Genomic DNA, 18,809 nt, shown 5'->3' on the forward strand with positions numbered 1-18,809 from the left:
GCTGTGCACGCTGACCGTCCCTCATGCCCGTCGACCCGAGGAACGCCATGGCAACACCCAGCCCCGACCGTGTGCGAGGAACCGCCCTCCTCGCCGACCCCCTGCTCAACAAGGGAACCGCCTTCAGCCCCGAGGAGCGCGCCGCACTCGGCCTGGACGGGCTGCTCCCACCGGCGACGGAGACCCTCGAAGAGCAGGCGGACCGGGCGTACGAGGCGTTCCTCGGGTACGACAAGCCGCTCAACCGGCACATCTACCTGCGCCAGCTCCAGGACACCAACGAGGTGCTCTTCTACGGCCTGCTCACCCGGCACATGGAGGAGATGCTGCCGGTCGTCTACACGCCGACGGTCGGCGAGGCCTGCCAGCGCTTCAGCGAGATCTACCGCAGGCCGCGCGGTCTGTTCCTCACCTACGAGGACCGGCACCGCTTCCGGGAGATCCTGCGCAACCGGCCGGGCGGCGAGGTCGACGTCATCGTCGTCACCGACGGCCAGCGCATCCTGGGCCTGGGCGACCAGGGCGTCGGCGGTATGGGCATCCCGATCGGGAAGCTGAGCCTGTACACCGCGATCGGCGGCATCCACCCCGCCCGCACCCTGCCGATCCTGCTCGACGTGGGCACCGACAACGAGGACCTGCTGGCGGGCGAGCACTATCTGGGCCGCAGGCAGCACCGCGTCACCGGGGAGGCCTACGACGAGATGATCGAGGCGTTCGTCTCGGCCGTGGAGGCGGAACTGCCCGGCACCCTGCTGCAGTGGGAGGACTTCGCCACCGCCCACGCCCGCCCCATCCTCAGCCGGTACCAGGACCGGCTGCTCACCTTCAACGACGACATCCAGGGCACCGCGGCCGTGGCACTGGGCGCGCTGTCCACCGCCACGAAGGTCGCCGGATCCGCCCTGACCGACCACCGCATCGTGGTCCTCGGCGCGGGGTCGGCCGCGGTCGGGGTCGCCGACATGATCCGTACCGCGCTCGTGGAGGAGGGCCTGTCCGAGCAGGAGGCGGCCGACCGCTTCTGGTTCGTCGACATCGACGGCCTGCTGGTGCGCTCGCGCACCGACCTCACACCCGAACAGCGGGTCTACGCGCGCGACGACGCGGAGGTACGGCAGTGGGGCGGGGACACCCCCGATCTGGCCCAAGTCGTCGGCGAGGTGAAGCCGACGGTGCTGATCGGACTGTCCACGGCGCACGGCGCGTTCACCGAGGAGATCGTGCGGACGATGGCCGGAGCCTGCGACCGGCCGGTGATCCTGCCGCTGTCGAACCCGACCTCGAACGCCGAGGCTGAGCCGGCCGATCTGGCCCGCTGGACCGACGGCCGGGCGCTGATCGCCGCCGGCTCGCCCTTCCCGCCGCTGAAGGTGGACGGCCGTGAGGTGCCGGTCGCCCAGGCCAACAACGTCTACGTCTTCCCCGCCGTCGGCCTCGCGGTCACCGCCTGCCGGGCCACCCGGGTGACCGACCGCATGATGGTCGCGGCGGCCCGGGCCGTGGGCGACTGCGCGGTACGGGCGGGCAGCGACGGGGCGACCCCGCTGCTGCCCCCGCTGTCGAGCATGCGGGACGCGGCCCGCGAGATCGCCCTGGCCGTGGCCAAGGCCGCCGTCGAGGACGGCGTCGCCCCCGAGGCCACCGAGGACGAACTGCGCGAAGCGGTCGAGAAGACCCAGTGGACACCGCGGTACCTGTCCTGACCTGCCGCCCGATCACCACTGCGCCGCACGCCTCCGGGACGCCGGTCCGGCCCGGAGGCTGTGACAGTATCGGCGGTGGGCGCGGGGCAGCCTGCCGGGGTTGACGCAGAGGGTGCAGAGGGACGGGTGACATGGACCGGCCGCCAGGCATGATGGACGTGGCCCGGGAGGCCGGCGTCTCGCACATCACCGTCTCCCGTGTCATCAACGGCCATCCGTCGGTCCGGCCGGAGACCCGCACCCGCGTCGAGGCGGCCATCCAGAAGCTGGGATACCGCCGCAACAGCGTCGCCAGGGCCCTCAAGAGCCGGCGCTCCTCGACGATCGGCGTGGTGATCGTCGGTTCGGAACTGTTCGAGCTGCCGCGCATCCTCCTGGGCGTCGAGACGGCCGCCAAGCAGGCCGGCTACTGGGTGAGCCTGGCCAGCAGACAGGGCGAGAGCACCGCAGGCGACCTCATGGAGACACTGCAACGGCTCACCGACCAGTCGGTGGAGGCGATCGCCGTCGTCGCCGACCGGCCCGGCGTCGTGGAGACGCTGTCCGGCCTCTCCCTGGGGGTGCCGGTGGCCGTGGTGATGTCCGGCGGCGTGCCCGACCCCGCCGTGAGCTTCGTCGAGGTCGACCAGGAACTCGGCGCCCGTCTCGCCGTCCGGCACCTCCTCGGCCTCGGACACCGCCACATCGCCCACCTCACGGGTGCGCTGCGCACCTTCGACGCCCGGGCCCGCGTCGAAGGCTGGCAGGCCGAACTCACCGCCGCGTCCGCCGAAGGAGCCCTGCTGGAGGGCGACTTCAGCGCGGAGAGCGGCTTCCGCCTCGCCCACGCGCTCTGCGACGCCGACGCAGGCCCGCCCACCGCGGTCTTCGCGGGCAACGACCAGATGGCCATGGGCGTGCTCGCGGCCTTCGCCGAGCGGGGCGTGCAGGTGCCGCGGGACGTGTCGGTCGTCGGCTTCGACGACATGAAGGGCGCCGGGTACCTGGTGCCCGCCCTGACCACGGTCCGGCAGGACTTCGTCCACCTCGGCAGCAGCGCCATCGACCTGCTGGTCCGCATGGTGGGCGGCGAGCCGTCGGAGCGGCAGAAGATCGCGCCGCGACTCGTCGTACGGCACAGCACCGCCGTACCCCGCGCCGATTCCTGAGGCCCTCTCCGACTACAGTTCGACCGCCTGGCCACGCACAGGGCCCTCACCCAGGGAGTACGACAGCACATGCGATATCGAGAACTCGGCCGCACCGGACTGACCGTGTCGGACATCGGCTACGGCGCCTGGGGACTGGGCCAGGGCGCCTGGGTCGGCGCCGACGACGACTCCGGCGTACGCGCCCTGCACCGCGCCCTCGACCTGGGCGTCACCTTCATCGACACCGCCCGCGCCTACGACCGCAGCGAGCACATCGTCGGCCGTGCGCTCAGGGAACTCCCGGGAGGCGGCGACGGCGTTCACGTCGCGACGAAGGCCGGGCCCAAGGTGCCGGTCTCCCTGGCGCCCAGCGGCCTGGACCCGATGGAGGTGTTCCCGGGCTCGCATCTGCGCGAGAGCCTGGAGACCAGCCTGCGCGAACTCGGCCGCGACCACGTCGACCTCCTCCAGCTGCACACCTGGGAGGACGAGTGGACCGGCCACGGTGACCTGCTGGAGACGGTGGACGCCCTCAAGCAGGAGGGCAAGATCAGGTTCTTCGGGATCTCGGTCAAGGACCACCAGCCCGACAACGTGCTCACCGTGCTGCGCACCGGCGTCCTCGACACGGTCCAGGTCATCTACAACATCTTCGAACAGGCCCCGTCCGACGCCCTGTTGCCGGCCTGCGAGGAGTACGGCGTCGGCGTGATCGTCCGTGTCGCCCTCGACGAAGGCGCGCTCACCGGCTCGATCCGCTCGGGCGTCACCTTCCCCGAGGGCGACTGGCGCAACTGGTACTTCAGGGACGACCGGCCCGCCCAGGTCGAGCGGCGCGTCGACGCGATCCTCACCGATCTCGGCATCGGCGCCGAGGAACTCCCTTCCACCGCCCTGCGGTTCGCTCTCGCCGGCCAGGCCGTCTCCACGGTCATCGTCGGCATGAGGTCCCTGCGGAACGTCGAGCGCAACGCGGCGATCGCGGACGCCCCGCCGCTCACCCCGCACGAGCTGTCGCTGCTGGCCAAGCACCGCTGGGAGAAGAACTACTACAGCTGAACCGCGCCCGTGTCCGGGCGGGGCCCGTACTCGAACCACCGCACACGGGCCTCGCCCGACCCGGACCCGTTGTCGCCGACGCCGTACAGGCCGATGTGGACGCCGACGAACCCGCCGGCGCGCTCGGTGCTGAAGAACGCCCGCTCGACGCTGCCGACGGGGTCGTCCCCCGCGCGGAAGGTGTAGCCGGACTCGTCGCTCTCCACGGCGAGGACGACCTCGCCGTCGGACACGGGGACGGCGGCGAGGCGGGTGGCGGTGCCCGCCTCCACGGCGGTGAGGACCACCTGCCGGGTGCCGTCGGCGTCGGTGGTGAGGGCCAGGGTGGCGTGCGTGCGGTGGTTCTGGAAGACGACCAGCCCCGCCTCCTGCGCCGGCGTGGCGGCCCTGAAGCGGATACGGGCGGCGGCGCGCATCCGCAGATGCCGCTGACGGCGTGCGACGAACGCCTGGGTGCCGGTCGAGGTGAGGGGCCCGGGAGCGAGGCGAATGGTCAGACCGCCGTCTCCGGGCGTGGGGGAGACGAGGTCGTCGACCGGGCCGCGCAGGCTGTACCACTCCGGGCCGAGCGAGGGGCCGTCGAAGCGGTCCCGTACCGGACCCGGCGGAACCGAGGGTGCCGGGGCGGTCCCCGCGGGCAGCCGCTCCGACAGGTTCACCCGCCCCGTGTCCGGAGCGAAGACGGGACCCCGGTCGGTCCACTCGACCGGGACGAGGAAGACCTCGCGGCCCAGTGTGTGCGTGCCGTCGACCGGGCGGGTCCCGAGGGCCACGGCCCAGGTCTCCCCGGCGGGTGTGTCGACGAGGTCGACATGGCCGACGTTGTGGATCGGCTCCGCCGCCCCGCGGTGGCGGTGGGTGAGCAAGGGGCTCCTCGGGTCGGTGGTGTACGGGCCGGTGACGGCCTCGGCGCGGGCCGCGGTCACGGCGTGGTGGTGCTCGGTCCCGCCCTCCGCGCCGATCAGCCAGTACACCCCGTCCCGCTTGTACAGGTGCGGTGCCTCCACCCAGGCGCCGCGCATCGCGCCGTACCACAGGGCATACGTCGGACCCGTCAACTCCAGCGTGGACAGGTCGAGTTCACGCATCCACAGCTCACCGGGGCCCGTCACCTCCGGCTCGGCGGCGTCGCGGCAGGCGGTGAACCAGCACCGGCCGTCGTCGTCGAAGAACAGTGAAGGGTCGATGCCCTCCGCGTCCAGGACGACCGGGTCCGACCAGGGCCCCGCGGGGTCGGAGGCCGTGAAGAGGTACGTGGTGCTGCGCAGGCGGCCTCGCGCCAGGGCCACGACCACGTAGAAGGTGCCCTCGTGATGGCGGATCGTCGCGGCCCACAGACCCTCCGAGACGTCGAGCCCGGCCAACGACACCTGTGCCGGGCGGTCCACCACGTGTCCGAGCGGCCGCCAGTCCACCAGGTCGCGGCTGTGCAGGACGGGGATCCCGGGATGGAACGCGAACGACGACGTGACCAGGTAGTAATCCTCCCCGACCCGGCAGATCGACGGGTCGGGATGGCTGCCGGCGAGAACGGGGTTGGAGAAGGTCGGCACGGGCGCACTCCGAGACGGGCGGGGGCGGGAGGAGGGGGAGGGGCGGGCACGGGTTCTTCGGGGCGAGGGCTTGACAGCTTGTTAACGTTAACATCACCGTGGTTCCCGGACACCGGCCTCCCTTCCTGGACGTCATGGGCTCGGCCGTCCCGCCCGTACCGGCATCCAGCAGAAAGCGACCGCATGTCGACATCCCAGCCCCGGTCCTTCCCCGCGCACTTCCTGCTCGGCTCCGCGACCGCCGCCTACCAGATCGAAGGCGCCGCGGACGAGGACGGGCGCGGCCCCTCGATCTGGGACACGTTCTCCCACACCCCGGGCAAGACGTGGAACGGCGACACCGGTGACGTGGCCGCCGACCACTACCACCGCCTGGACGAGGACCTGGACCTCATGGCGTCCCTGGGCCTTAAGGCCTACCGGTTCTCCCTCGCCTGGCCCCGCATCCAGCCCACCGGCCGCGGCCCGGCCAACCCGAAGGGACTGGACTTCTACAGCCGCCTGGTCGACGGCCTGCTCCAGCGGGACATCGCTCCGGTCGCGACCCTCTACCACTGGGACCTGCCCCAGGCGCTGGAGGACGAGGGCGGCTGGACGAACCGCGCCACCGCGTACGCCTTCGCCGACTACGCCCGTCTCGTCGGTGAAGCTCTCGGTGACCGCGTCGCGATCTGGACCACGCTCAACGAGCCGTGGTGCTCCGCCTACCTCGGCTACGGCGCCGGAGCCCACGCCCCCGGCCGCCAGGACGGCGCCGCGGCGCTGACCGCGGTCCACCACCTCAACCTCGCCCACGGGCTGGCGGTTCAGCAGCTCAGGCAGGTCACCACCAACGACCCGCAGTACTCCGTCACCCTCAACTTCCATGTCCTGCGCGGCCGGGGCGAGGGCGCCGAGGAAGCCGTACGCCGCATCGACGCGCTGGCCAACCGGGCCTTCACCGAACCCCTGTTGCGCGGCCACTACCCGCAGGACCTCATGGAGGACACCGCGGCCGTCACGGACTGGTCGTTCGTCGAGGACGGCGACCTCGCCCAGATCCGGCAGCCCCTGGACCTGCTCGGTGTCAACTACTACGCCACCACCACGGTCCGCCTGTGGGACGGGGTGACGGCACGTCAGAACAACGACGGCCACAAGGACATGGGCGGCTCGGCCTGGCCCGGATCGCCCCAGGTCGAGTTCGTCGCGCAGGACGGCCCGCACACCGCCATGGGCTGGAACATCGACCCCGACGGACTCGAAGAGCTCCTCCTGGACCTGCACCGCCGGTACCCGGACCAGCCCTTGGTGATCACCGAGAACGGGGCGGCCTTCGAGGACCACGTCACCACGGGCCCCGACGGCAGCCGTGCCGTCCACGACCCCGAGCGCGTCGACTACCTCCAGCGCCACCTCACCGCCGCCCACCGCGCACTCACCGCGGGCGTCGATCTGCGCGGGTACTTCGTGTGGTCGCTGATGGACAACTTCGAGTGGGGATACGGCTATTCGAAGCGCTTCGGCATCGTCCACGTCGACTACGACACCCAGCGCCGCACCCTCAAGGACAGCGCCCTGTGGTACCGGCGACTGGCGACGACGGGCACCATCCCGGCCCCGGGAACCGACGAGTAGACCCACGACGGTCAATGGGCTTGCCTGGCGGTGAGAGTCGTGGATGCAATGTCCGGCATGATCACCCAGGTGGGGCCGACACCTGCTCGCCGGACTCGAACTGGCCGTGGAAGGGGCCAACGACGCCGCGGGGATCGGCGGACGGCCACTCGAACTGCTGGGCCAGGGCCGACGCCCTCGGCCTGCCGTTCCCGTGTTCGTCAGCGGTTCTCGACGCGCTGACCGAACAGCCGACGCCATGGGTCGCGCGGCTCCCCCCGCCGCAGTCCCAGGGCCGGCGCGTCTACGCGGACTTCCTTCTCGGAGCGGGCCACAGCCGTATCGCCGTAGCGACGGAACCGAGCGTCCACTGGGCGTCGGGGGCCCGCGTTCTGCGGGACCACCTCGCTCCCCGCGGCGGCACCGTCGTCGAACTCGACGCACGGGCGCTCACCCCCACGGCCGTGTGCCACGAACTCGCCGACCGTCGGGCGACGGCCCTTCCGCTGCTGGCCGGCTTCCCCGAGCCGGCCGTGTCGATCGTCCAGGCCGTCCGCCGCGACCGGCGGCTCCCCGAGTTCATGATCGGCGCTCCGGCCGGGCGGCCCGAGTTCGCCGAATGGGCGTCGGCGCCGGGCGGGGACGGTGCCGGGATCCCGTTCCCGCGCTATCTGCCCGAGCGCCTCGGCCCCCTCGGCGCACGGGTCGAGACGGCCCTCCGCGAGCGGCTGGCCGCAGCGCCCTCCTTCGTGTCCTTCGAGGGCTACGACACGATCGCCGTCCTCGCCGAGCTGCCGCGTTCTCGCGGCACGGACCGCGCGGCCATCGCCGCGGCCTGGCCGAGCGTGGCCGTCGACGGCACCCGCGGGCGGATCCGGTTCTCCCGCACGCCCGGCGCCGGCGTCTGGCAGTGGGATCGGGCGCCGGTCCAGGTCGTCGACCGGGATCCGGCTCGGCTCGAGAGCTTCCGGATCCGGCACACCGGTTGAGAGCCACGGCATCTGCCGGTCAGGCGGGCTGCCACAGTTCGACGCGGTTGCCCTCCGGGTCGGTGACCCAGCCGAACCGGCCGACACCCTCCATGTCCTGTGTCTCCTCGGCCACGTCCGCTCCGCGGGCACGCAGTTGCGCGAGCATGGCGTCCAGGTCGCGGACCCGGAAGTTGAGCATGGTCTGCTGGGCGCGGGACCCGAAGTAGTCGGTCCCGGACTCGAACGTCGCGAAGACCGTGGGCCCGTCCTCCTGACGCCACAAGCCGTTCTCGTCGGCGTCCAGGCCCAGGCAGTCCCGGTACCACGCGGTCAGGGCCGCGGGGTCGGCGGCCCTGAGGAAGTACCCGCCGATTCCAAGCACACGTTCCATGCCGGCCATCCTGCCAGGAGGGCGGCCGGGCGGCGCGGCACGTCACCGAAGTGCCTGCAAGGGTGACGTGCCGCCGTGACCCGCCTCAGGCCGTCATGGCGTCGCGGACGAGGGCGGTGTCGACGAACTGTTCGAAGCGGACGATGAGTCCGCCGCGTACGACGAAGTGGTGGGCGACGCGGACGTCGACCGGTTTGCTGGTGGCCTTGTTGACGGCGGTGTAGCGGGCCAGGACGACGACGTTCTCGTCGTCGACGACGTAGGTGTCGTCGTGGGCGGTCCAGCCGTCCCAGTCCTTGCCGAGCTGTTCCATCACGTTGGCGGTGACGCCGTCGGGGGTGCGGTAGGTGCCGGCCAGCGGGAAACCGGCCATCTCGGTCCACTCCACGTCGGGGGCCAGGGTGGCGCGCAGGGCCTCCAGGTCGCCGGCGGCGGAGGCCAGGTACTGGCGCCGAACGACGTCGGCCGGGGCGGGAGAAGTCGCGAACTCGCTCATGGTCAGCCCCACTTCATCTCGCCCTTGGCGACCTTCGCCCCGATCTGGGCGGCGATCAGCATGCCGTGGTCGGGGTAGCGCGCGACGAGGGCCTCGGTGAGCGCGGCGCCGTCGGTGGCCTTGGCGAGCTCTTCCTCGAAGGCGAGGAGGTAGTCGCGGGTGGCGGTGATGGCGGACGCGTCGGCCGGGGTGTGGGGCAGGCGGTGGCCGGGGACGACCAGCTCGGGGTCGAGGGCGGCCATGTCGTCGAGCAGGGTGATCCAGGCGGCCCGGTCGGCGGGGGTGGGGGTGTCGGCGACCCAGACGTGCTCCTGCTGGAAGAGCAGGACCCCGCCGAGCAGGGCGCGGTGCTCGGCCTGCCACAGGTAGTGGCGGTCGGGGAGGGCGGCCGGTCCGCCCCTGAGCTCGAAGCGGTGCCCCTCCAGGGTCAGGTGGTCGCCGGTCAGCGGCTGGATGTCCACCAGGCGGGTGGGCAGGTTCGCGCCCAGGGCGGCCCAGGCCTTGAGCTTGCCTTCGTAGGAGTGCTGGATGTGTTCGATGACGAGCGGGGTGGCGAGGAAGCGTGCGTCGGGGAAGGCGTCGGCGATGACTTCGGCGCCGAAGTAGAAGTCGGGGTCGGCGTGGGAGACGAAGACGGTGGTGAGCCGCTTGCCGGAGTCGAGGATCTCGGCGGCCAGGCGGTGGCCGTCGGCGCGGGTGAACGCGGCGTCCACCAGCAGGGCTTCGCTCTCGCCGGTGACGAGGGTGGCCGTCTTGTTCTGGGATCCGGCCGGGAAGTCCAGGTCCAGGATCTTGAAGGACAGGGTGCTCATGGTCAGGGCTCCTTGCAGGGGGGAGGCGTGCGGGGTCAGGAGAGGACGGCGAGCCGCTGGCCGATCTCGTCGGCGGTGGCGTGGCCGCGGGCCAGGGGGACGACTCGCTCGCCGTCGACGGCGAGCAGGGTGGGGAAGCCGGTGACACCCAGTTCGGCGGCGCGCCGGAAGTCCGCCGCGGCCTCCGTGTGCGCCTCGGGGGACTCGAAGGCGGCGACCACGGTCTCGGCGTCGAGCCCGGCGGTCGCGGCGAGCTTCCGGTAGGTCGCCGGGTCGGACAGGCTCAGGCCGTCGACGTAGAACGCCCTCTGGAGGGCGACGGCCAGTTCCGCCGCGCGCTCGGGAGCGGCCTGACGCAGGGCCGCGACACCGCGGGCGGCGGCCTCGGAGTCCATCACGAACGAGCCGTCGGCGATCAGCCGTTCGTATCCCGCGCCGAACCGGGCGCCGGTCAGCTCGGCGATCTGCGCGTGGGCCCCCTGGACGTAACCGAACTCGCGGATCGGGACCCGTCGGCCGCCGGTGAACAGTCCGCCGGAGACCACCTCGACGGGCAGGTCGGGGTGGCGCGAGACGACCTCCCGCAGAGTCGCGGAGAAACCGTGGGACCAGCCGCAGTAGGCATCGAAGACGTGGACGAGCTTCATCGAGGACCTCGGGGGACGTGGCGCCCACCTGGTGCGGGCGCTCACCCCTGGGAACATTATCTGACGCGTCAGATATTTCAAGGTGGAGAGGCCCGCTCAAGTGACGCGCGTCTCAGTGCCCGCTCAGGGAAGCAGCGGCAGGGCTTCCCGGGCCGCGTGGCTGAGGATGCGCAGATCCTCCGCGAAACGTTCCCGGTGGGCGGCCGGCAGGGGGTCCAGGAAGTACCGCTTGATGTTCTCCACGTGCAGCCGGGACGCCCGTACGGCGGTCTCCTCGCCCAGGGGCGTCAGGCACACCAGACGCCCTCGCCGGTCGTTCGGGTCCGTGACGCGCCGCACCAGGCCCGCCGCCTCCATGCGGTCCACCAGTCGCGTCACCCCGCCCGAGCTGAGCACCTGCTCCTGACCGATCGCCCCCATCGACAGACCCGGCTCGCCCGCCCGGCCCAGGATCAGCAGCACCTCGTACATCAGGTGGCTGATCCCGCACTCCTCCTCGATCCGCCGGCCCAGGATGTACTCCAGCCGGTTCGCCGCGCCCTGCAGGCGCCCGAACGCCAGGACCAGGGCGTCGTCGGCCGCCTCCTTGGCGCTCGTGATCTCCCTGTGTGCGTGCTGCTCGCCCACGGCACCTCCGTATGTTCCTAGAGGCGGAACCTATCGCGCCTGATCGGGCCGGGGCGGCCCGGTGTGCCCACGGCGGCGGATCAGGGGCGCAGCCGGATCCACGTCCCGTGGGGCGCGATCCGCAGCACGGAGGAGAGGCCCGCCTCGTGGAAGGCCAGTTCGAGCTCGGGCAGTCCTTCGGAGAAGTGGGCCCAGCCGTCGTAGTGGGCCGGGATCACCGTGTCCGCGTCCAGGACGGCCGCCGCGGCGGCGGCCCGGTGGCCGTCCAGGGACAGGGGCCGGCCCTCGAACTTCGCCGGTACGCGCGCGGAGCCGGCGTGCAGGAGGGCCACGTCGATGTCGGGTACCCGGCGGGAGATCTCCGTGACCGTGCGGATGGAGGCGTTGTCGCCGCTGACGTACACCGTGGGCAGGCCCTGGCCGGACAGGACGAAGCCGATGACCTCGCAGTTGACGTTCCCGTCGGGGTCGCGCTCGGCGTCCTCGGGACCATGGACGGCGGGCACCGCCAGCACGGTGAGGTCACCGCCGCCGTCCGGGCGGGACAGCGAGTGGCCGGCCCAGGGGGCGAGGCCGACGGCCGGCGAACCGAGGCGTCCGGCGGTCACGGGGCCGGCGAGGACCAGCGGAGCCGCCTCGGCGAAGGCGCGGCCGCGCGCGTCGAGGTTGTCGGGGTGCGTGTCATGGCTGACCAGGACGAGATCGACGGGCCCCACCGCGTCCTCGTCGACGGCCGGACCTGCCGTCTTGGTCAGGTACCCCTGGGGGCCGGGATCGTCGAAGGTCGGGTCGCTGACGATGCGCAGTCCGCCGAGGTCGATGACGGCCGTGGGGCCGCCCAGCACGGTGACGGCGCACTTCTGGCGGGGCAGTCCGGCGCTCATCGCAACCTCCACGGGGTGATCGTTTCGCTGACACCGCCGAGGTTAGTGATCGTCGGGGCTGCCGCGAAAGGGCGACCGGCTCACGAGGATCCGCCGCGGGGTCGCTGCTTGGCCTCCCCGCGGCTCTCGAGGGCGGCGGACGTCACGGCGGCGGTGACCGCGCCCAGGGCGAGGAACAGCGGCAGGCGCGCGTTCGCACCGGCGAGGGCACCCGCGAGTGCCGTGCCCGCGGGCGCCGAAGTGATCTTCAGCGCGGCCACCCAGATGAACACCTGCCCCCGCGCCTCGGGCGGCGCGTACTCGGTGCGGGCGGCGAGTGTCGCGGCGAAGAAGTACGCGTTGACCACACCGGTGAGGGCGTACGCGGCCACGGCGCTGCCGAACGTGGGGCTGACGGCTGCCGCCATGAGACCGGCCGCGACGACGACGGCGAGCCGGGGCTGCAGACGGTCGGGTGAGCCGGTGAGGGGGCTGGCCATGACACCGAGCGAGCCGGCGAGTCCGCCCAGGCCGTAGGCGGCGGTGAGCACGGCGGCCATGGAGTGCCCCACGCCGAGGCCGGGAGTCATGTGGATGGCGGTGACCGGCAGGACGGCGAGGACGAGGGCGACGACGGTCGTCGGGTAGAGGGTGCGTCGCAGCGGGCCGACGCGCACCATGAGGGCGAGAGTCGGTCCGGGCCCGGGCACCGCCGCGGCACGACCGCCGTGGGCCGGCGGGGCGTAGGGGATGAGGAGGACCGCTCCGGCCGCCACGACCACGCAGCCCGTCGGCGCGAGGGCCGCCACAGCAGGGGAGGTCCGGCCGGACACGGCGGCTACGAGGGACGGCCCCGCGGTGCCGCCGATGCTGTAGGTGGCCACGTCCCAGCCCTGTGCTCGCCGCAGGCTGCGCGGACCCGGCCCGGTCAGAGCCGGCAGGCGGCTGCTGATACCCCCGGTGAGCAGCGGGCCGCACGCACCCGCGGCCGCCAGGAGCAACCCGGTGACGGGCAACGGCACATGAGGGTACGTCAGGACGCCGAGCGTGAACACGGCCGCGAACAGCAGACAGGCGCCGGCGATGGTCCGGCGTCCGTCGGAGGCCAGGTCGATGCGCCGGGCGGTGAACGGACCGACCAGATGCGGGGCGGTGAGGCACGCGCCGAGCAGCCCGGCCGCGGTGCCGGACCCGCCGTGGGCCTCGACGACCATGACGACGGCGATGACCGCGCCCCCGTCGTCCGGCGCGGGGCTCCCTCCCGCCGCAACTCCCTTGCGGATACGTCGTCCTGGTCCGGGCGCCTACCTGTCGTTCCAGGACTCGTAACCGCGGGTGGGGGCCTGCGGGAAGCCGGGGTCGGGGAAGGCGGCCAGGGCCATGGTGTCGATGTCGGACTGCGCTGCCGTTCCCCGATAGGTGATCGTGTCCGGGAGCATCGCGAGGGCCGTCGTGCCCTGTCCCGCCTCGGACGGGCGCAGCTGGACGCGGATGCCGTGCCGGTCCGCGAGCCGGCCGACCACGTACAGGCCCATGCGCTGGGAGATCGCCACGTCCACGGTGGGCGGGTCGGCCAGGTGGTGGTTGATGTCGGCCAGCTCCTCCGGTGGCAGCCCGATGCCCTGGTCGTGGATCTCGACCATGATGCGCCCGTCGGGCAGCCGCGCCGCGGTGACCAGGACCCGGGACTGCGGGGACGAGAACGTCGTCGCGTTCTCCAGGAGTTCGGCCAGCAGGTGCACCAGGTCGGTCACGGCGCGGCCGTGGATCTCGGCCTCCGGGACACCCGACAGCTCGACCCGCTCGTACTGCTCGACCTCCGAGGCCGCGGCGCGGATCACGTCGACCAGGGGCAGCGGCTGGTCCCACTGCTGGGCGGGGGTCTCGCCGCCCAGCACCAGGAGGTTCTCTCCGTTGCGGCGCACGCGGGTGGCGAGGTGGTCGAGCCTGAAGAGGTTCTCCAGCTGGTCGGGGTCGGCCTCCTTGCCCTCGAGGTCGGTGATCAGGGCGAGTTGACGCTCGATCAGCGACTGGTTGCGGCGCGCCAGGTTGCTGAAGATCGTGTTGATGTTGGCGCGCAGCAGGGCCTGTTCGGCGGCGAGCCGGACCGCCTCGCGGTGCACGTGGTCGAAGGCGCGGGCGACCTCGCCGATCTCGTCCGTGGTGGTGATGGGGATCGGGGCCAGCTGGGCGTCGACCCGGCCGGGGATGGCCCGGGTGAGCTGGGTGAGCAGCGCGGGCAGACGCTGCCCGGCGATCTCGTGGGCCGAGGCGCTGAGCCGGCGCATGCTGGTGCTCATCGTGCGGGCCACCCAGGCGGCGAGCAGGAAGGCGACCAGGACCGCGGTGAGCACCAGCGCGGCGTTGATGACGGCGTCGTTGCGGGCGTTGTCGGCGATGTCGTGGGCGTCCGCGAGCGCGGAGTCGGTGAGGTACACCTCGACGCTGCGGTACGCGTCGAAGCTGAGGGTGGAGGCGGCGAAGAACGTCTCGGGTGTGATGCCCTCTGCGGCGAGCTGTGCGGCCGACTTGCCCGACGCGATCTCGCTGGTCATCTTCTGCAGGCCCGGTGGGGCCACGAAGGTCTTCCCGGCCGCCTCCGCCTGTGTCTGAGCCTGCTCGGCCTGTTCCTTGCCCTGCTGCTCCGCGTCGGACAGCGCCTTGCGCAACCGGGTCATGTCCTTGTCGGTGCCCGCGCCGGCGTACTCCTGGAGCGCGACCTGTTCGAGATAGACGTAGGAACTGAACGAGCCGAGCTGGGACTGGAGTTCGCCCTTGGCGAGCTTGGCGCGGTCCTCGACGAGCAGGTGGGTGCCGATGGCCCGGATGAGGGACTCGGCGGCCTGGGTGAGGGAGCCGGCGTAGAGGGTGCGGCCGAAGCTCGCCTGGTTGCTGCTGCCGAAGCCGAGCTCGTTGGAGATCTCCATCAGCGGGTGCTGGACGGCGTGGTAGCTCTCCTCGGTCTGCACGCCGGTCAGCCGGGACGTGAAGGCGTTCGCGCGCACGGACGCGAGCTGCTTCTCGCCGATGCGGACCAGTTCGACGCGGCGCTGCAGCCCGGCGGTCTGCGGCATCCGCCGCACCGCCTCGTTGAACTTCTGCGCGTCCGCGTCGGTGATCGCCCGGGCCTTGGCGACCGCGCTCGACGTGCGGTCGCCCTTGACCAGGGGGATGACCGACACGTCGCGTTCGTTGATGGCGTCGCTGGCGTACTTGTTGGCCGCCTGGACCAGTTCGGCCACGCGGACCGCGTCGTCGGCGTCCTGCCAGGTGTCCACGGAGCGCTTGACGCGTATGCCGCCGAGGACGAGGGCCACGATGACCGGGATGAGGAGGATGGCCTGGAGCTTTCTGGCCACGCGCCAGTTGCGGGTCCCCCAGCGCCGGCGGGTGGCGATCGGTGTGTTCGACAAGATGGCCTCACGGTTCTGGTTCGCCTCGCGTCCTGCACTTCTAAGAACGCGGCGCACAGGGGTGGTTGTTCAGATCGGCCCGCCGGGCGATTCGGGGAGGGGTGCGCACGATGAACGGTTCTGGCCAATTCCTAGCACCGCGTCTTCACTTCTGACCGGTCTTTTGGGGAAGTGGTGTCGGCTCTTGCGCGGAAGTGGGTGGGCCCGGTGTCACAGATCCCGTCGCTGTCCTGTCCTGCTGACGAAACCCCTAACAGGAGAGGGAGACAGAGATGAAGATCGTCGTCATCGGAGGTACGGGCCGGATCGGGACGCAGGTGGTGAACCTGCTCCAGGACCGCGGCCACGAGGCCGTGGCGGCCGCGCCCGGCACGGGCGTGGACACCCTCACGGGTGAGGGCCTGGCGGAGGTGCTCAAGGGGGCGGACGTGGTCGTGGACGTGGCGAACTCCCCGTCCTTCGAAAAGGAGGCCGCCATCGACTTCTTCACACGCGCCATGCGGAATCTCACGGCGGCGGAGCGGGAGGCCGGGGTCGGCCACCACGTGGCACTGTCCATCATCGGCGTCGACGAGGTGCCCGGGCTCGGGTACTACCTGGCCAAGGTCGCCCAGGAGGAGGCCGTGCGCGCGAGCGGCATCCCCTTCTCCATCGTGCGGGTCGGACAGTTCTTCGAGTTCATCGCGCCGGTGATGGACCTGACCACCCAGGGCCAGGAAGTGCACCTGCCGTCCACCCAGCTGCGCCCGATCGCCGCCGCGGACGTCGCCGCCGTCGTCGCGGAGACGGCCCTGGGCGACCCCGTGAACGGCCTGCGCCTCAAGGCGGGCCCCGAGATCCACCGCCTCGACCGGCTCGCGGAGATCACCCTGGCGGCGAAGCCGGACGGCCGCACCGTCGTCACCGACGAGAACGCCGGCATGTTCGCGGGCATCCCGGACGGCGTCCTCACCGGCGACGCCACCGTCGAGACGGCGGCCACCCGCTACGAGGAGTGGCTCAAGCAGAACTGAGCCCGACCGGGGGACCGGACCGGTCCCGAGTCGCTGCTTCTCGCCGGAGGGGGCGGGCGTGGGGGTGCCGCGGTACGGGGGCGGGGTCCGCAGGGAGGACGGCGGGGTGGCACGTCCTGTACGTCCCGGGCCCCCGCCGGCCCGCTGGCTGCTGATGACGGGGGTGCTCTTCGGCACGGTCGCGGTGGGCCGGTTCGATGTCGGCCGCCGTCGGCCGGCGTGCCGGGTCCCGCGGTCTGGCGTGGGCCGGGCCGTGCGCCCTGCCGCGCCGAACAGCCCTCAGGGCCCCTGGTGTACGAGCCGGTCCGACGACCGCTCATACGCCCGGAGCTTCTCCGGGGCCAGGACCCAGTACAGCCCGTCGATGCCGTCCGCGCCGATCGTGGCGCTCACCAGGCCGACGGTCTCCCCGTCCTTGCGGATGAGCAGGCTGGGCAGACCGTTGGCCTCGGCCATGGCGAACTCGGCGCCCGGGATGAACTTCTTGAGGAAGGCGCTGATCCTGGCCACCCGGCCCGCGCCCACCACCTCCAGACGCGCCACGCCCCGCAGACCGTTGCCGTCCGCGTAGGCGACCACGTCGGCCGACAGCACGCTCTCCAGGGCGGCCACGTCACCGTGCTGGGCCGCCGCGACAAAGGCGTCCAGCAGCCGCCGGTGCTCCGCCGTGTCGACCGGGTCGCGGCGCCCGGCGGACAGTCGCTTGCGGGCCCGGCTGACGATCTGCCGCACATTGGCCTGGGTCAGCTGGACGATGCCCGCGATCTCGTCGTACGGGTAGTCGAACGCCTCCCGCAGCACATACGCCGCCCGCTCCACCGGATTCAGCTTCTCCAGGACCAGCAGCACGGCCAGCTCCAGAGCCTCGCCGCGCTCCGCGCCCACCTGCGGATCCACACTGGTGTCCACGGGCTCCGGCAGCCACGGCCCGACGTACGCCTCCCGGCGCACCCGCGCGGACTGGGCCACGTTGATCGCCAGCCGGGTGGTGATCTTCGCCAGGAACGCCCCGGGATTCAGCACCGGGCTCCGGTCGGTGTCCTGCCAGCGCAGCCACACGTCCTGCACCACGTCCTCGGCCTCGGACACACTGCCCAGGATCCGGTAGGCGATTCCGAACAGCCGTGGACGCAGCCGCTGGAACGCGTCCGCCTCCTCGTCGAGCGAGCCGTCGAGCGAGCCGTCGGTCAGCGGCGGAAGCTTGTCCATGGAGCCGATGCTACGGCGGCCCGCGCGCCGTACGGGCCCGCCGCTCTCAGGGACGCAGCGAGCGGCGGACCGTCAGCACGGCCACGTCGTCGTGCGGGCCGCCGTCCCCGGCGAACGCGCGGGCGTCGTCGTGCAGGGCCTGCGGCAGCTCGGTGGGGGAGAGCCCGACGTACTTCGTCAGACGCTCGTCGACCGGGTAGAACGTGCCGTCCGCGGAGCGCGTCTCCGTCAGGCCGTCGGTGCTCAGCAGCAGTGTCGCGCCCTGGGGGAACTCGAACCAGCCGACGGTCGTGGGCTCGTGGGCGAGCTCGGCCAGGCCCAGCGGGACACCGGGTTCCAGGTCGGGAGTGCTGACCGTCCCCTCGTACAGCACATGCGGCAGGACATGTCCGCAGTTGACGGCCTGCACCTCGGTGTCCGCGTCGACGCCGACGATGAGGGCGGTCACGAAGCGTTCGTCGTCGCCCGTGTGCGTGGCGTAGGAGTTGTGCCGCACCACGGCCGCGTCCAGGGCGTCCACCAGCGCGGTGAGGGTGGGCTCGCGGTGGGCGGCCTCCCGGAAGGCGCCGATGACGGCGAACGCGGAGCCCACGGCGGCGAGGCCCTTGCCCTGCACGTCCCCGATCAGCACCCGCGTCCCGAAGGGGGAGTCGACGACGTCGTAGATGTCCCCGCCGACCAGCCGTTCCTCCTGGAGCGGCTCGTACACGCCGTTGACCAGGACGTCGTCGGTCACCAGGGGGAGGGGATGCAGGATGTGTCGCTGCATGGCCGCGGCGGTGGACCGCAGCCGCAGCATCGCGTCCTCGCGCCTGATCCGGCGGTGGCAGCCGTAGACGGAGGTCGCCGCCAGGACCAGCGTGAAAAGGATCAGCAGCAGCCGGTCGAACCAGTGGCCCGCCTCGCGGTCCCGCACCAGCACGCTGGCGGTGACGACGAGCGTGGTCCACACGGCGACGAACGTCGTCTGCCGGACCGTGCCCAGCGCCGAGGCGGCGCCCGGCAGGAACACCAGGAGCCCGAGGAGCCACACCTCGGACCCGGACAGCGCCCCGAGGGCCTCGACGAGGACCGTCACGCTCACCACCGCGGCGACCAGCTCTGCGTTGCCCGGAGGCTCGATGGTGTCGAAGGTGTCGCCGGGTCTCTTGCGGCGGCTACCGGTCATGAGCGCTCCCGGGCAGGTGGTGATCTCCTCCTACGGTAAGCAGGCACGCTCGGGCCGGGAGCGGCGCCCCGCCGGTCCGGGCCCTGAGAGGTGCGGGCGCCAGGTGCCGGCCCCGGACGCGCCGAAACCCTGTTCACGGACGCGCTGCGGCGGAT

At 72.2% G+C, this 18,809-nt stretch carries 16 protein-coding genes and 1 pseudogene; 6 read left to right on the forward strand and 11 right to left on the reverse strand.

The features are described 5' to 3' along the window. Positions 1–47 precede the first annotated feature (47 nt). The 3 genes from ACFYZ8_RS15270 to ACFYZ8_RS15280 all read left to right on the forward strand — a co-directional run bounded on the left by ACFYZ8_RS15270 (position 48) and on the right by ACFYZ8_RS15280 (position 3,895). On the forward strand, positions 48–1,706 hold the full coding sequence (locus ACFYZ8_RS15270) for an NAD-dependent malic enzyme (RefSeq protein WP_388532800.1): 1,659 nt from the start codon (positions 48–50) through the stop codon (positions 1,704–1,706). Positions 1,707–1,837: 131 nt separating this feature from the next. Then, complete coding sequence (locus tag ACFYZ8_RS15275; protein ID WP_388532802.1) at positions 1,838–2,854, forward strand: LacI family DNA-binding transcriptional regulator; 1,017 nt, start codon at positions 1,838–1,840, stop codon at positions 2,852–2,854. Positions 2,855–2,923: 69 nt separating this feature from the next. Continuing rightward, positions 2,924–3,895 carry an aldo/keto reductase gene (locus ACFYZ8_RS15280; RefSeq protein ID WP_359031208.1) on the forward strand — a complete coding sequence of 324 codons (972 nt, stop codon included), beginning with the start codon at positions 2,924–2,926 and terminating at the stop codon, positions 3,893–3,895. Here ACFYZ8_RS15280 and ACFYZ8_RS15285 read toward each other — a convergent pair. After that, entirely contained in the window at positions 3,886–5,448 is a 1,563-nt protein-coding gene (locus ACFYZ8_RS15285) for a glycoside hydrolase family 43 protein (protein ID WP_388532804.1), read from the reverse strand. The two genes, ACFYZ8_RS15280 and ACFYZ8_RS15285, sit on opposite strands and share 10 nt — an antisense overlap. A 183-nt stretch (positions 5,449–5,631) precedes the next feature. Between ACFYZ8_RS15285 and ACFYZ8_RS15290 the strand changes: the two genes are divergently transcribed. Both ACFYZ8_RS15290 and ACFYZ8_RS15295 read left to right on the forward strand, forming a co-directional pair. Continuing rightward, complete coding sequence (locus ACFYZ8_RS15290; protein WP_388532806.1) at positions 5,632–7,065, forward strand: GH1 family beta-glucosidase; 1,434 nt, start codon at positions 5,632–5,634, stop codon at positions 7,063–7,065. A gap of 82 nt (positions 7,066–7,147) precedes the next feature. After that, positions 7,148–8,033, forward strand: a pseudogene (locus tag ACFYZ8_RS15295) (ABC transporter substrate-binding protein). Between the two features lie 19 nt (positions 8,034–8,052). Here ACFYZ8_RS15295 and ACFYZ8_RS15300 read toward each other — a convergent pair. The 8 genes from ACFYZ8_RS15300 to ACFYZ8_RS15335 all read right to left on the reverse strand — a co-directional run bounded on the left by ACFYZ8_RS15300 (position 8,053) and on the right by ACFYZ8_RS15335 (position 15,264). Continuing rightward, positions 8,053–8,406, reverse strand: coding sequence for a VOC family protein (locus ACFYZ8_RS15300; RefSeq protein ID WP_359031211.1), 354 nt, complete (start codon positions 8,404–8,406; stop codon positions 8,053–8,055). Between the two features lie 85 nt (positions 8,407–8,491). Beyond that, entirely contained in the window at positions 8,492–8,902 is a 411-nt protein-coding gene (locus ACFYZ8_RS15305; RefSeq protein ID WP_388532808.1) for a nuclear transport factor 2 family protein, read from the reverse strand. A gap of 2 nt (positions 8,903–8,904) precedes the next feature. Further along, entirely contained in the window at positions 8,905–9,714 is an 810-nt protein-coding gene (locus ACFYZ8_RS15310; RefSeq protein WP_359031213.1) for an MBL fold metallo-hydrolase, read from the reverse strand. Between the two features lie 35 nt (positions 9,715–9,749). After that, entirely contained in the window at positions 9,750–10,361 is a 612-nt protein-coding gene (locus ACFYZ8_RS15315; protein ID WP_388532810.1) for a DsbA family protein, read from the reverse strand. A 123-nt stretch (positions 10,362–10,484) separates the two neighbouring features. Continuing rightward, on the reverse strand, positions 10,485–10,988 hold the full coding sequence (locus tag ACFYZ8_RS15320; RefSeq protein ID WP_359031215.1) for a MarR family transcriptional regulator: 504 nt from the start codon (positions 10,986–10,988) through the stop codon (positions 10,485–10,487). An 80-nt stretch (positions 10,989–11,068) separates the two neighbouring features. After that, positions 11,069–11,872: an MBL fold metallo-hydrolase gene (locus ACFYZ8_RS15325; protein WP_359031217.1), complete on the reverse strand. Its 804-nt coding sequence runs from the start codon at positions 11,870–11,872 to the stop codon at positions 11,069–11,071. 80 nt (positions 11,873–11,952) lie between these two features. After that, complete coding sequence (locus ACFYZ8_RS15330) at positions 11,953–13,065, reverse strand: MFS transporter (RefSeq protein ID WP_388532813.1); 1,113 nt, start codon at positions 13,063–13,065, stop codon at positions 11,953–11,955. A 90-nt stretch (positions 13,066–13,155) separates the two neighbouring features. Then, entirely contained in the window at positions 13,156–15,264 is a 2,109-nt protein-coding gene (locus ACFYZ8_RS15335; RefSeq protein WP_388532815.1) for a nitrate- and nitrite sensing domain-containing protein, read from the reverse strand. Between the two features lie 272 nt (positions 15,265–15,536). Here ACFYZ8_RS15335 and ACFYZ8_RS15340 point away from each other — a divergent pair, with 272 nt between their 5' ends. Further along, the gene (locus tag ACFYZ8_RS15340) at positions 15,537–16,277 is read left to right on the forward strand and encodes an SDR family oxidoreductase (protein ID WP_388532817.1); all 741 of its coding nucleotides are present in this window, start codon (positions 15,537–15,539) and stop codon (positions 16,275–16,277) included. 279 nt (positions 16,278–16,556) lie between these two features. On the opposite strand, the gene ACFYZ8_RS15345 is transcribed toward ACFYZ8_RS15340, so the two are convergent. Then, positions 16,557–17,486 (reverse strand): RNA polymerase sigma-70 factor, encoded by a 930-nt coding sequence (locus ACFYZ8_RS15345; protein ID WP_388532819.1) that lies wholly within the window; start codon positions 17,484–17,486, stop codon positions 16,557–16,559. Positions 17,487–17,532: 46 nt separating this feature from the next. Then, positions 17,533–18,654 (reverse strand): PP2C family protein-serine/threonine phosphatase, encoded by a 1,122-nt coding sequence (locus tag ACFYZ8_RS15350; protein ID WP_389049828.1) that lies wholly within the window; start codon positions 18,652–18,654, stop codon positions 17,533–17,535. Positions 18,655–18,809 lie beyond the last annotated feature (155 nt).

The organism is Streptomyces sp. NPDC001668 (genome assembly GCF_042893155.1).
GTDB lineage: Bacteria > Actinomycetota > Actinomycetes > Streptomycetales > Streptomycetaceae > Streptomyces.